Source organism: Ottowia caeni (genome assembly GCF_050821495.1).
GTDB classification, from domain to species: domain Bacteria; phylum Pseudomonadota; class Gammaproteobacteria; order Burkholderiales; family Burkholderiaceae_C; genus Ottowia; species Ottowia caeni.
The window spans coordinates 2196222-2209367 of the sequence record NZ_CP151080.1; the positions used below are offsets into that span (position 1 = coordinate 2196222).

Annotated in this window: 14 protein-coding genes and 1 riboswitch; of the genes, 10 read left to right on the plus strand and 4 right to left on the minus strand. The window is 58.4% G+C overall.

Annotated elements, in window-relative coordinates:
- The first annotated feature begins 16 nt into the window (after positions 1-16).
- Genes AAAK34_RS10630 through AAAK34_RS10650 form a run of 5 tightly spaced genes read left to right on the plus strand, consistent with a single transcriptional unit; the run spans position 17 to position 4437 of the window.
- Entirely contained in the window at positions 17-1492 is a 1476-nt protein-coding gene (locus tag AAAK34_RS10630) for an NADH-quinone oxidoreductase subunit M (RefSeq protein ID WP_231693016.1), read from the plus strand.
- Between the two features lie 10 nt (positions 1493-1502).
- Entirely contained in the window at positions 1503-2990 is a 1488-nt protein-coding gene (nuoN, locus tag AAAK34_RS10635) for an NADH-quinone oxidoreductase subunit NuoN (protein WP_231693017.1), read from the plus strand.
- Between the two features lie 26 nt (positions 2991-3016).
- A complete protein-coding gene (locus AAAK34_RS10640) occupies positions 3017-3319 on the plus strand; it encodes a DUF2818 family protein (RefSeq protein WP_231693018.1) in 303 nt (100 codons plus the stop codon).
- A gap of 43 nt (positions 3320-3362) precedes the next feature.
- Complete coding sequence (locus AAAK34_RS10645; RefSeq protein ID WP_431777253.1) at positions 3363-3968, plus strand: NUDIX domain-containing protein; 606 nt, start codon at positions 3363-3365, stop codon at positions 3966-3968.
- Positions 3955-4437 carry a DUF1178 family protein gene (locus tag AAAK34_RS10650; RefSeq protein WP_231693020.1) on the plus strand — a complete coding sequence of 161 codons (483 nt, stop codon included), beginning with the start codon at positions 3955-3957 and terminating at the stop codon, positions 4435-4437. Before AAAK34_RS10645 ends, AAAK34_RS10650 begins: the two co-directional genes overlap by 14 nt.
- A gap of 83 nt (positions 4438-4520) precedes the next feature.
- Here AAAK34_RS10650 and fnr read toward each other — a convergent pair whose 3' ends face one another.
- A complete protein-coding gene (fnr, locus tag AAAK34_RS10655; RefSeq protein ID WP_231693021.1) occupies positions 4521-5231 on the minus strand; it encodes a fumarate/nitrate reduction transcriptional regulator Fnr in 711 nt (236 codons plus the stop codon).
- A gap of 184 nt (positions 5232-5415) precedes the next feature.
- Between fnr and hemN the strand changes: the two genes are divergently transcribed.
- Together hemN and AAAK34_RS10665 are read left to right on the plus strand one after the other, a co-directional pair.
- On the plus strand, positions 5416-6798 hold the full coding sequence (gene hemN / locus AAAK34_RS10660) for an oxygen-independent coproporphyrinogen III oxidase (protein ID WP_231693022.1): 1383 nt from the start codon (positions 5416-5418) through the stop codon (positions 6796-6798).
- Between the two features lie 59 nt (positions 6799-6857).
- A complete protein-coding gene (locus tag AAAK34_RS10665; protein WP_231693023.1) occupies positions 6858-7538 on the plus strand; it encodes a sulfite exporter TauE/SafE family protein in 681 nt (226 codons plus the stop codon).
- 42 nt (positions 7539-7580) lie between these two features.
- Here the strand turns inward: AAAK34_RS10665 and AAAK34_RS10670 are convergent, their stop codons facing one another.
- From AAAK34_RS10670 to AAAK34_RS10680, 3 genes are all read right to left on the minus strand, one after another.
- Positions 7581-8399, minus strand: a complete 819-nt coding sequence (locus AAAK34_RS10670; protein ID WP_231693024.1) for a sulfite exporter TauE/SafE family protein — start codon at positions 8397-8399, stop codon at positions 7581-7583.
- Positions 8400-8781: 382 nt separating this feature from the next.
- On the minus strand, positions 8782-9117 hold the full coding sequence (locus AAAK34_RS10675; RefSeq protein WP_231693025.1) for a cell division protein ZapA: 336 nt from the start codon (positions 9115-9117) through the stop codon (positions 8782-8784).
- Positions 9114-9350: a DUF904 domain-containing protein gene (locus tag AAAK34_RS10680; RefSeq protein ID WP_231693026.1), complete on the minus strand. Its 237-nt coding sequence runs from the start codon at positions 9348-9350 to the stop codon at positions 9114-9116. The genes AAAK34_RS10675 and AAAK34_RS10680 overlap by 4 nt, the downstream gene beginning before the upstream one ends.
- 68 nt (positions 9351-9418) lie before the next feature.
- Positions 9419-9673, plus strand: a riboswitch (cobalamin riboswitch).
- Positions 9674-9759: 86 nt separating this feature from the next.
- Between AAAK34_RS10680 and AAAK34_RS10685 the strand changes: the two genes are divergently transcribed.
- From AAAK34_RS10685 to AAAK34_RS10695, 3 genes are all read left to right on the plus strand, one after another.
- Complete coding sequence (locus tag AAAK34_RS10685) at positions 9760-11592, plus strand: TonB-dependent receptor domain-containing protein (RefSeq protein WP_231693027.1); 1833 nt, start codon at positions 9760-9762, stop codon at positions 11590-11592.
- A 78-nt stretch (positions 11593-11670) separates the two neighbouring features.
- On the plus strand, positions 11671-12249 hold the full coding sequence (locus tag AAAK34_RS10690; protein ID WP_231693028.1) for a bifunctional adenosylcobinamide kinase/adenosylcobinamide-phosphate guanylyltransferase: 579 nt from the start codon (positions 11671-11673) through the stop codon (positions 12247-12249).
- Positions 12246-13139, plus strand: coding sequence for an ABC transporter substrate-binding protein (locus AAAK34_RS10695; protein WP_231693029.1), 894 nt, complete (start codon positions 12246-12248; stop codon positions 13137-13139). The genes AAAK34_RS10690 and AAAK34_RS10695 overlap by 4 nt, the downstream gene beginning before the upstream one ends.
- Positions 13140-13146: the final 7 nt, after the last annotated feature.

Consider the following 13146-nt stretch of genomic DNA (forward strand, 5'->3'; position numbering starts at 1 on the left):
TAAGGAAGAGCAAGAAATGGGTTGGTTGAGCCTTGCCATCTGGACGCCTATCGTATTTGGCGTCGTTCTGCTGGCGTTCGGTCGTGAGAGCCAGGCGCGGATGGTGCGCTGGTTGGCGCTCATCGGTTCGCTCGTCAGTTTCCTCGTCACGATCCCGCTGTATACCGGCTTCCGCCTAGGCACAGCGGAGATGCAGTTCGTTGAGAAAGCTCCCTGGATCACGCGCTTCAACGTTAACTACCATCTCGGAGTCGATGGTATTTCGCTTTGGTTCGTGCTGCTTACGGCGTTCATCACGATCATCGTGGTCATTGCGGGCTGGGAGGTCATTCAGCGCAAGGTCAACCAGTACATGGCGTCCTTCCTGATCCTGTCGGGCCTCATGGTGGGCGTGTTCACTGCACTGGACGGTGTGCTGTTCTACGTGTTCTTTGAGGCCACGCTGATCCCGATGTACCTCATCATCGGTATCTGGGGCGGCCCCAACAAGATCTATGCAGCCTTCAAGTTCTTCTTGTACACGCTGCTCGGTTCGCTGTTGACGCTGGTGGCATTTATCTACCTGTACACCCGTTCGGGGGGCAGCTTCGACATCCTGACTTGGCATTCCCTGCCGCTGTCCGGCACAGAGCAAACCATGTTGTTCTTTGCGATGTTTGCAGCCTTCGCGGTCAAGGTGCCTATGTGGCCGGTTCATACATGGTTGCCAGACGTTCACGTGGAAGCACCCACCGGTGGTTCCGCGGTGCTGGCGGCCATCATGCTGAAGCTGGGTGCTTACGGGTTCTTGCGCTTTTCTCTGCCCATCGCGCCTGATGCATCGCAGGAATGGTCAGGGCTCATGATCACGCTCTCACTGGTGGCCGTGCTCTATGTAGGCTTGGTGGCGCTGGTCCAGCAGGACATGAAAAAGCTTGTGGCCTATTCGTCGGTCGCGCACATGGGTTTTGTGACTCTAGGCTTCTTTGTTTTTAACGATATGGGCATTACAGGCGGCCTGGTGCAGATGATTGCGCACGGTTTCGTTTCTGGTGCCATGTTCCTCTGCATTGGTGTGTTGTACGACCGTGTGCACTCCCGTGAAATTTCCTCGTACGGTGGCGTGGTCAACACCATGCCACGGTTTACGGCTTTTGCGCTGCTGTTCTTCATGGCCAACTGCGGCTTGCCAGGAACAGCAGGGTTTGTGGGTGAATGGATGGTCATTCTGGCAGCGGTTAAAGCCAATTTCTGGCTGGGTCTGCTCACTGCAACCGCCCTTATTTCAGGTGCGGCATACACCTTGTGGATGTTCAAGCGGGTCTATTTCGGTCCGGTGACCAACGACGACGTACGCAAGCTTTCCGACATCAATTCACGCGAATTCTTTATGTTGTCTTTGTTGGCCATTGCAGTGCTGGCAATGGGCGTGAATCCCAAGCCGTTTACCGACGTCATGGACGCATCAGTAGCGAACCTGCTCAAGCAGGTGGCGATATCCAAACTGAATTGAGGACCAGGAGATGATTGACAAATTCAGTTGGGTTTCCATTTACGCGGAGATTGTTCTGCTGGTGATGGCTTGCGTCATCACTCTGGTGGATCTCATGGACAAGAGCGGTCGTCGTACCGTCACCTACGTGCTTTCGGTTGTCACCTTGCTGGTGCTGGCCCTTCTGACGGGTATGTACGCCGCAGGGGGGCAAACGGTCTACGGATTCGGCGGCATGGTGGTTAGCGACTCAATGGCCAATTGGCTCAAGTGTTTCGCTGCGCTGGCTTCTGCTGTCACGCTGGTCTACGGCCGCACATACATGCGCGACCGGGGAGTTCTCCGTGGCGGAGAGTGGTTCGTCCTGTCCTTGCTGTCTCTGCTGGGCATCTTCGTAATGATCTCGGGAAGCAACTTCCTGCTCATTTACCTCGGCCTTGAATTGCTGACGCTTTCAAGCTATGCCATGGTGGCCCTGCGCCGTGATCACTCGGTGTCGGTAGAGGCCGCAATGAAGTACTTTGTGCTGGGAGCCATGGCCTCGGGTTTCCTGCTCTACGGCTTGTCCATGATCTACGGTGCCACAGGCTCACTAGACATAGGAGCGGTCTTCAAGGCAGTGGCCTCCGGGCAAATCCGTCACCAGGTTCTGGTGTTCGGCTTGGTGTTTGTGGTTTCAGGCCTGGCGTTCAAGTTTGGTGTGGTGCCATTTCACATGTGGATCCCTGACGTCTATCAGGGTGCACCTACGGCAGTCACGCTGACTATCGGCGCAGCTCCGAAGCTGGCTGCATTTGCCATTGCCATTCGCCTGCTCGTGGAAGGTTTGCTTCCCTTGGCGTTCGACTGGCAGCAGATGTTGGGCCTCCTGGCGATCGCATCGCTCCTGGTGGGGAACCTGGCGGCTATTGCACAAACCAACCTGAAGCGCATGCTCGCGTACTCCACCATCGCGCAGATGGGCTTCGTGTTGCTGGGCTTGACGGCTGGCGTTGTCAACGGCAATGCGCTTTCGGCTGCCAATGCCTACAGTTCTGCCATGTTCTATATGGTGACGTACGTGCTGACCACGTTGGCGAGCTTCGGGATCATCATGTTGTTGTCTCGGGAAGGCTTCGAGAGCGAGGAAATCGCCGATTTCGCGGGTCTTAACCAGCGCAGTCCGTTGTACGCCGGGATCATGGCTATCTGCTTGTTCTCCCTGGCGGGCCTCCCACCGTTGGTTGGCTTCCAGGCCAAGCTCTCGGTGCTGCAGGCTCTCGTAAGCACAGGCCAATCGATTTACATTGGCGTGGCGGTTTTCGCGGTGCTGGCGTCGCTGGTGGGTGCGTTCTATTACCTGCGTGTCATCAAGGTCATGTACTTTGATGACCCGGCAATCGATTCGCCTATCTCGGCGCCTGCAGATATGCGTGCCTTGCTGTCGCTCAACGGCGCCTTGGTGCTGGTGCTTGGCATTGTTCCGGGAGCACTGATGACGCTTTGTGCCAAGGCTATTGTCCAGATGCTGGGAACCTAGAGGCTGTTTTCGAAGTCTCTATTGGAATGTCCCAAAGCCTTTTAATCTGGCTGCTGATTTCGCTGGCGTTCATAGCCGCTAATCTGCCGTTTCTGACCCAACGCCTGATGTCCGTTTACCCGCTTCCGAGCGGGAAAAATCTGGCTTGGCGTTTAGCCGAGCTAGTGGCTTGGTATTTTTTGGTCGGCGGTCTCGGCATCTGGATGGAAAAGAGCGTAGGGCAAATTTCTCCCCAGGGCTGGGAGTTCTACGCTGTGACCGGCACTTTGTTCGTGACTTTGGCGTTTCCAGGGTTCGTGTATCGTTATCTGGTTCGACGGGGTCGCTAGCTCGCATGTTGCAAGCGCCCACCGCAGTCTCGGACCCATGACCATGAGCACCATAAATTTGCAGGAACACCTTGTCAGCAGTGAAGAAGTGCTGAAGGGTGTTTTCTTGCATGTGAAGCGCGACACGGTGTCTTTGCCGGATGGCGCCTCCACCTATCGCGAATATATTGTGCACCCCGGTGCGGTCATGATTATTCCGCTGATCGAGGCCTCAGACGGTACCGTGAGTGTCCTGATGGAGCGTCAGTATCGCTACCCGGTAGGTAGTGTGATGATCGAGTTCCCTGCGGGCAAGCTCGATCCGGGGGAGACTCCTCTCGCTTGCGCACGTCGAGAATTGCGCGAAGAAACCGGATACACGGCGCGTGAATGGGCGAGAGCCGGCTTGTTGCACCCGGGAATTTCGTATTCCACTGAATTTATCGAAATCTGGTTCGCACGAGGTCTTTCAGAAGGACAATCCGAACTCGACGCGGGCGAGTTTCTTGAGGTTTTCACAGCCACGGCTCAGCAAATTCAGGATTGGTGCCGCAGCGGCCAGATCACCGACGGCAAGAGCCTCACAGGCGCGCTGTGGCTTCAGAATGTGCTGTCAGGCGTCTGGTCGGTCGAATGGCAAACTCCGGAGGCGCTTCATGAAGGTGCTTGATCTTCAGTGTGCTCACGGCCACGTGTTCGAGGGTTGGTTTGCCTCGGAGGACGATTTTCAGCGGCAATTAAGCTCCCATCTGCTGATTTGTCCAATGTGCAGCGACACTTCTGTGACCAAGCTTCCTAGTGCGCCTCGTTTGAATTTTGGAGCCTCCTCCACCAGCACTCCTGCCGAGGCACCTCAGGCTTCTGCAGGTGCTGTTTCGCCCCAAGCTGAACCAGCCGGATCTGTACCGCCTGCAGCTCTGCAGGCAGCCTGGATGCAGATGGTGCGCCGCGTCATGGCCAATACCGAAGATGTTGGGGAGAGGTTCGCAGAAGAGGCGCGGCGCATGCATTACGGCGAGACGGACGAGCGCGGCATCCGCGGACAGGCCACCAAGGAAGAGACGGTTGAGTTGCTGGAAGAGGGCATTGCTGTCGTTCCTCTTCCCGTGCCCCCGGGCTTCAAGGATACGCTTCAGTAGCTCCAAGACGGGCGTGAGGAGCGTACCGGGTCTCTGGCGAGCCTATGCTCAACGCGCAGGCACGTGGGCCGGGCTCACCTGGTTCAGGACTGGGAGACGATCTTGCGCAAAGCGTCGGTGTCAAGGATGCGCACGTGACGTTGCTTGACTTCTACAAACCCTTCTTCGGCGAATTTCGAGAATGCGCGGCTTACCGTTTCCAGCTTGAGACCAAGGTAACTGCCGATCTCTTCGCGAGTCATGCGCAGGATGAGCTCCGACTGCGAGAAACCCCTTGCATGCAGCCTTTGAACCAGGTTCAGAAGGAAGGTGGCAAGGCGCTCTTCGGCTCGCATACTGCCCAGCAGGAGCATGACTCCATGTTCACGCACGATTTCGCGGCTCATGATCTTGTGCACGTGATTCTGCAGCGCCGGGACTTCGCGAGAGAGCTCCTCGATTCGGTCGAAGGGCATGACGCAGACTTCAGCGTCTTCCAGGGCAACCGCATCGCAGGTATGACTGTCTCCCACAATCCCGTCTAGCCCAATGATCTCGCCGGCCATCTGAAACCCGGTGACCTGATCGCGTCCGTCTTCGGTGGCGATGCAGGTCTTGAAAAATCCGGTGCGGATGGCGTACAACGCTGTAAAACGCTCCCCGCTCGAGAAAAGGGATGCGCCGCGCGATACCTTGCGACGGGTCGCCACCAATTCATCCAGCCTTCCTATGTCTGCGCCTGATAAGCCCATGGGCATACACAATTCGCGCAGATTACAGTTAGAGCAGGCAACTTTGATGGCTTGAGGGGTCATTGTTGCGTGAATAAGAGTGATAGATTTGTTGAAGTCATTGTAGGCTAGGTCCTATTTTGGCATATGAATTAGGGTTTTCCCTAGAGCTGTTGCCAGGTCAAGATGACGCACAAGCCTTGATCGTCGTCAAGGACTTATACCCGAAGGTGCGCCACCATTGGAGCCATTGCCATAGGACTCACAGATGACCGCCATTACCCCCGAACTGCTTGAACGCTTCGATGTGCCGGGCCCGCGCTACACCTCGTACCCCACGGCTGATCGTTTCGTCGAAGCGTTTGGAGAGGCTGAGTACATTCAAGCGCTGGAGCAGAGGCGCAGCGGCCCTGCGGCAATGGCACTGCCGCTTTCACTCTACGTCCATATCCCGTTTTGCGAATCGCTGTGTTACTACTGCGCTTGCAACAAGATCATCACCAAGCACCATGAACGCAGCGTGCCGTATTTGCGTTATTTGAGTCGTGAGGTCGATCTTCATGTAGAACGAATTGGGCGTGGTGTGAGTGTCAGTCAGTTGCACCTGGGAGGTGGCACGCCGACTTTTCTGAACGACGAAGAACTCGGCGAACTCATGAGCATGCTGCGCCACAATTTCAACTTGGTGGCAGGCGGTGAGTATTCGATTGAGGTTGATCCGCGCACGGTGGATGAAAAGCGCCTGGAGACATTGGCCCGCCTGGGCTTCAACCGCTTGTCCTTTGGAGTGCAGGATTTTGATACGCAAGTCCAGAAGGCCGTGCATCGGATTCAGCCGGCAGAGAAGGTTTTTGCATTGGTCGAAGCATCGAGGCGGATTGGGTTCGAGTCAATCAACGTAGACTTGATTTACGGTCTCCCTAAACAGACTCCTGAGTCTTTTGACCGCACACTTGCCCAGGTTTGCGAACTGCGGCCAGATCGCGTAGCACTTTACGGGTATGCGCACCTGCCGGAGCGTTTCAAACCTCAGCGACGCATCATTTCCATTGATTTACCCGTCGCTCGCCACAAGGTGACCATGCTCTCGCGCGCATTGGCGGCCTTTGAAGTCGCAGGCTATGTGTACGTCGGCATGGATCATTTTGCGTTGCCCAATGACGCTTTGGCAGTTGCCAAGCGTCAAGGCCGACTGCATCGAAATTTTCAGGGCTACAGTACACAGCCTGATTGCGATCTCATTGGCCTGGGTGTTTCAGCGATCGGCAAAGTTGGTGCCACCTACAGCCAAAACGCCAAGACGCTGGACGAATACCAGGACGCCCTGGATCAAGGGCGCCTGCCGATCGCGCGAGGTTTGGCGGTGTCTCGCGATGATCTGGTGCGCCGCTCCATCATCATGGCCTTGATGTGCCAAGGCTCTTTGCAGTTCGAGTCTATCGAAATTGCACATTTGGTGGACTTCAAACAGGCTTTTGCCGCCGAGTTGGAGACCCTACGCGGCATGGAAGATAAAGGACTGGTAAAGTTGACCGATACCAGCATCGACGTGACACCCATGGGGTGGTTCTTCGTGCGTGGAGTGGCCATGGTGTTCGACAAGTACCTGCAGGCCGACCGTACGCGCGCGCGCTTCTCGAAAATCATTTGACAAAGAGGAGCGCCGTTGCGAAACCTCGCAACTTCCTTTGTTAACGGACATTCGTATTCATGCTGGCTTCGCTTGCGCTGACTTCCTTCCTCATGGGGCTGGCGGGAGGGCCGCATTGCATTGCCATGTGCGGAGCCGCGTGCGCCGGCATAGGTCGAACCGCCGGTGAGCGCGGCACTTCAGCGATGGGCTTATTCCAGGTGGGTCGAATCATTGGCTATGCCACGCTGGGGGGCGTGGCTGCGGCTTCGCTTCAGGGGATTGGCTGGCTGACGACTCAGAGTGCTGCCATCCGCCCTGTCTGGACGCTTTTTCATGTGGCAGCCATAGCGCTGGGTCTGCTGCTCTTGTTGCAGGCGCGCCAGCCTGTATGGCTGGAGCATGGTGCGCGGCGTGTATGGAGCGCGGTGCGTGGTTTTCAGCAAAGGCGCGGACGCAGTGCCCCGCTGACCATTGGGGCGCTCTGGGCCTTTATGCCTTGCGGTTTGCTGTACTCCGCGTTGATGGTGGCTGCGCTGGCCGGCAGCATTGTGGGCGGTGTGGTCACCATGGCGCTCTTCGCGTTGGGCACCAGTGTGTCGCTCATGCTGGGGCCGTGGCTGCTCCTGCGTTTGCCCACCAGCCTGAGAGGTGAGTGGGGAATGCGGTTGGCCGGTTTGGCGCTCATGGCTGCCTCGGGCTGGGGGCTATGGATGGGCCTGATGCACGACCAAGCGCCTTGGTGTATCACTCCAACGTGATGTGGTGGTTTGCAGTCGGCGATTTCCAAGTCCGCCAGGCTCCTAGGCTGACGACAGTCCTTTGTAGAGCATGTAAGCTGCCAGCACGTAAAGCAGGGCGGCAAAAAGGCGCTTGAGCTTTTTCACCGGCAGTGCGTGGGCGGCGCGAGCGCCCAGTGGGGCAGTCAGCACGCTGCCGGAGGCAACGACGGCAAGTGCTGGAAGCCACAGGTAGCCAAACGAGTAGGGCGGAAGCCCTTCAATATTCTGCCCTGAGATCACGTAGCCGATCACGTTGGCCAAGGCGATCGGAAAGCCAAGAGCAGCACTCGTGGCAACCGCATTGTGAATAGCCACGTTGCACCAGGTCATGAAGGGCACGCTCACGAAGCCACCACCCGCGCCAACGAGCCCCGAAAGAAAGCCAATGGCTCCGCCAGCACCGAGCAACCCGGCGGTGCCTGGGATCTGCCGCGTTGGCGCGGGTTTCTTGTCGAGGAACATTTGCGTGGCCGAGAAGCCGACGAAGCCAGCAAAAACGAGTGCCAATGAGGATCCCTTGAGTACGGCGAATACCCCCACGCTGGCCACCATGGCGCCCAGCACAATACCTGGCGCGAGGCGCTTCACGATGTCCCAGCGTACAGCGCCCTTTTTATGGTGAGCGCTTACGCTGCTGATAGATGTGAAGATGATGCTGGCCATGGAAGTGGCAATGGCCATTTTGACTGCAAGGCCTGGTGGCAGGCCGCGCGCGCTCAGGATGGCGGAAATGAAGGGCACCATGACCATGCCGCCTCCAATACCCAGTAATCCGGCGAGAAAGCCGGTGCAGATCCCCAGCAAAGCAAGTTGAAAGATCAATAACGGTTCGAGGAACATGAAGACAGGCAATATGTGGGCGGCGCCACTGCTCCTGTGCCTGAGCCTGAGCAGGAGATGCTCAAGCTCCATCGCGCAGTGTGCGGGGAGCTGGCTCGGAGGACGGCGAGGGGAATAAGGTGTCTGCGAATGCCACCGGACCGGCATCCTGAACGCAGGGTTCAGGTGGGCGAGGTCAGACTGGTCTTGGGTTCATCTGACGCGAGACGATCACGCTGACCAGACAATGTTCCAAGCCCTTGCTCAGAGAGCATTGGTTCAAGGAAATATAAAGCCCGGCATGCATCGCAGACACGTTTATTTTACTCTCCCTGAAGGCCCTGTGACGGGTGCTGTGACAAGTGACTTGTCTCCATGCGTTTTGGCGCTGGTGTCCTGGGCACTATAGCAATCGGCCATCCTCGCCGAGGGCCTTGTCCAATCGCCCAAGCAAGGCACCCAACGTAGCCTGCTCGGCTACGCTCAAGTCGGGGTGGGTGTCGGTGCGGTGGCTGTTCGTGACCTCCGGAGCTGTGGGCGGGGGCTCCGTCAATTCGAACGCGAGGTTCAAGGCGGCCAGTACGGCGATGCGGTCGCGGGCTTTTATTTTTCCGGCGTCACGTATGGTGCACATGGCAGCGTCGAGGCGTTGCACGGCTTCGTGCAGCCTCGCCTCGCCACCCTCCGGGCAACCGAGAAGATAGCCCTGGCCCAGGATTTTGACTTCGACCTGCTTCATAAGTCTTCCTTTTCAGCGGGCGGCAGTACGCTGGCTGCGGTAGGCAGGCGGTCGATCAGTGCGTCGACGCGAGCGCGTGCGGCCATCAGGCGTGACCTCAGGCTGTCGCGCTCATGGGTGAGCGATTCGACCTGCTGCGCAAGCAACTCATTGGTGCGGCGCAACTCCTCGTGGCGTACGAGCAGGCGTTCAACACGCTCGGCTATCTGTTCGATCAAATGGGGATTCGTCATGGCGCGACAGGAAGGTTGGGCAATTGTAGGTTCGTCTATGGTGCGGCGCTACCAGTAGTTCCCTGGGTCTTATAATTGTTTCTGTTGGTGCTCGCGCTCGTGGTTCGCACAGCGCAGTTCAACGGGAAGCAGGAGGGCGCCGCGCACCACGCGCGCGCTGCCTAACCTGCGCTGCCCCCGCAACGGTAAGCGGATGGGGTGCTTCATTGCGCTCCCCGGCCCATGCCTCTCACAGCCACTGGATGTCTTGAACAAGCACCCGGGAAGGCGAGGCAAGGGAGTCCTCCGCCAGCCCGGATACCGGCCAACAAGGAGGAGTCGCGCTCAACTTTCGGGTAGGGCGCGCTTCAGTTTGCCCCATGCGCCGGCGGGGAAGCCGGCAGGGGGTTGTTCGTTCGTGATCCTTCTCATGAGAAAAATTTCTCTTCCGCTCAAGCCGGTGTTGCCGATGCTTGCCCTTGGCTGCGCATTGTCCGCGCACGCCCAGACCTCCGAACTACCCTTGGAGGTGGCTGCGGCATCCCTCGGTGAAACCATGGTCACCGCAACCCGCGTTCAGCAGCCGCTGACCGATGTGGTGGCAGATGTAACCGTCATTGGCGCACAGGAGATTCAGCGCAGCGGTGCCCTTACGCTAACGGATCTGCTGGCGCGACAAGCCGGTTTTGAGCTAGTGCGCAATGGAGGTCCTGGCTCCACCAGCAGCGTTTACATGCGGGGCGCGGAAAACCGCTTCACGGCTGTCTATATTGACGGGGTCCGGGTAGACACGCAGTCCACCGGCGGGCCACCCTGGGAGGCGATCGCACTGGGGCAGATCGATCGGGTGGAGGTCGTGCGGGGTGCTGCGGCCGCGATTTACGGCTCCGATGCTGTGGCCGGAGTAATCCAGATATTCACCCGCAAAGGCCAGGGGCCATTTTTGCCATACGTGGGGGTTGGTTTTGGCAACCATGGCACCAAAAAAGCCGAGGCGGGCTTCTCGGGAAAGAGCGGGGGGATTGACTACGCGATTGGGGTTGAGCGAGGAACCAGCCACGGTTTCGACAGCCGCCCGGGATCGAATCCGGACGATGATGGTTACAACAACACCAATGCCAGTGCGAGCGTAGGTTGGGACATCAATGACGTGCACCGGTTGGAGGCCAACGGAGCCTATAGCAATATGGAGGCTCGGTACGATGGCTTCACTCCGAACCTCGACGACCAAGGTGTGAACCGATTGCGCACAGGCGGTCTGGCGTGGTCAGCGAGGTGGACGCAAAACTACAGCACGCGTCTTTCCATTAACGAGTCACGCCAAAGCTACGAAACGCGCCCATCCGTTTACCGTAGCGAGACCACGCTGCGGGACTATCTGTTCCAGAACGAGTGGCGCAGCGGAAGCCATTTGGTGAATGCTGCATTGGAGCGGCGTGAAGACCGCTTGGTGAACAGTCCTATTGATCGTAGTCGTCACCAGAACGCCATTGCACTCGGCTACGGATTTGCAGGGGGAGCACACACCTTGCAGGTCAATCTGCGACGTGATAACGACAGTGAGTTCGGCGGGCAGACTACAGGAAGCGTTTCCTATGGCTACAGCTTCGCGCCGGGCTGGCGCGTGACGGCGGCGGCGGGTACATCCTTTCGTGTGCCGACGCTCTACCAGCGATTCTCGCAGTATGGACAGCCCGCGCTGCGGCCAGAAAAGGGGCGTAATCTTGAGGTGGGTCTTCACTGGGCCGACGGCGGCAGCCGCTTTGGCGTCGCAGCGTACCGCAACCGCGTGCGAAATCTGATTACCTTTGGTGCCGCAGGACCCTGTGGCGACTTTTATGGCTGCTATGAGAACACAGGCCGCGCAGAGTATCAGGGCATTACGCTCTCGGCAGCGCATAAGCTCGCCGGGGTCAACTTGAGCGGCTCTCTTGATGTCCAGGAGCCAACTGACTTGAACACCGGCAAGCTGATGGCCCGACGTGCACGAAATATCTTGAAGCTGGCGGCTGACACCAATGTAGGCAGCTGGACCGTAGGTGCGGAGGTGCAGGCATCATCCAGGCGCTATGACAATGCGGCCAACACAAACGTGCTCGGGGGGTATGGCCTGGTGAATCTGTATGCCACCACCACCATCGCTCGCCAATGGACGTTTCTGGCACGTATCAACAATGTGGCCGACAAAGACTACCAGTTGGCACGCGGTTACGCCACAGCGGGTCGCGAGTTTTATGTAGGTCTTAGATGGATGATGAAATAGATCCGACAGTTGGGCTTTGCTGCGCGCAGCGCCAACGTGCGGGATTAATCACAGTTCACCTGCAAGCCTGGGCTGGCCATGTCTGAACTGCGCGTTGCTCGGAGCGAGCTCATCCTCGGCGGCCAGAAGAGCGGAAAATCTCGGCGCGCTGAGAAGTTGGCGGCTGCCTGGGTAGGGTCATCATCAGCGCACCGCTCGGTGATGATCGCTACTGCCCAGGTGCACGATGATGAGATGCGCCAGCGCGTTCTTCGCCACCAGCGAGAGCGCGCACAGCGGGTGCCCGGCATCCACACTGTCGAGGAATCATCTGATCTGGCGGCCGCCATTGCGAATGCAGGCGGTGCCGAGACGCTGCGGGTCGTAGATTGCCTCACGCTCTGGCTCACCTGTCTGATGATGCCGTTTGATTCGGAGCGTTTTTCGGAAGACGCGGTGCAGGCACGAGTAAATGCGCTCTTGAGTGCGATTGAAGTTTCTCCGGGGCCCATTGTGCTGGTGGGCAACGAGATCGGATTGGGCGTGATTCCAATGGGGCGTGAAGTGCGGAGCTTCGTCGACGCGCTTGGTGTGCTCAATCAACGCGTCGCTGAAAAGTGCGAGCGCGTTTGTTTGATGGCGGCTGGTTTGCCGCTGCTATTGAAAGGCGAACTATGAGTCTCTGGCGGGGCCTGCTGCGGACAAGTGTCGGTGCATTGCTTGTGCTTGTGCTGGCTGTACCCGCACGTGCCTACGAAGTTGCTGATGACCGCGGGGTGGTGGTCAGCATGCAGTCGCCACCTCAGCGTATTGTCAGCCTGCTGCCATCGCTCACAGAAACCGTTTGCGAGCTCGGTGCATGCGGACGGCTGGTGGGGGTTGATCGCTATTCCAACTGGCCGGCCGCCGTTCGCAGTCTGCCTCAGGTAGGGGGTGGGCTGGATCCCAGCATCGAAGCGATCGTGGCCCTGAAGCCTGACTTGGTGCTTGTGGCAACCTCCTCTCGGGCAAGCGAGCGCCTGCGCGCATTGGGCTTGAAAGTGCTGGCGCTGGAACCAAAGACCGGCGCTGACGCGCTTCGTGTCATTGGCAAGCTAGGCCATGCGCTAAATTTGCCGGGTTCAGAGCGCCTGGCGCAGTCCATTGAAGAGGGTGTGGCGGCTGCGGCCCGCTCTGTGCCCAGCCATTTGCGCGGGCAAAGGGTGTACTTTGAGGCAAGCCCAGGTCCTCACGCCGCCGGACCAAGCTCCTTCATCGGCGAAATGCTGACCAAGCTGGGGCTGGGCAACATCATTTCGCCGGAGTTGGGTCCTTTTCCCAAGATCAACCCGGAGTATGTGTTGCGGGCAGATCCCGATCTCATCATGGCAGGACAGCGCAGCACAGCCGACTTGGTCGCGCGACCTGGATGGAGGAATCTTCGCGCCGTGCAAACTCAGCGCGTGTGCATATTTGATGCCGCGGAGGTGGACGTACTGGTGCGCCCCGGACCTCGCATGGCGGAAGCCGCTCACCTGATGGCCAAGTGTGTTTCTGAAAAAGGCGCTCCCGCCGGGGCCACGCGGTGAACGTGGC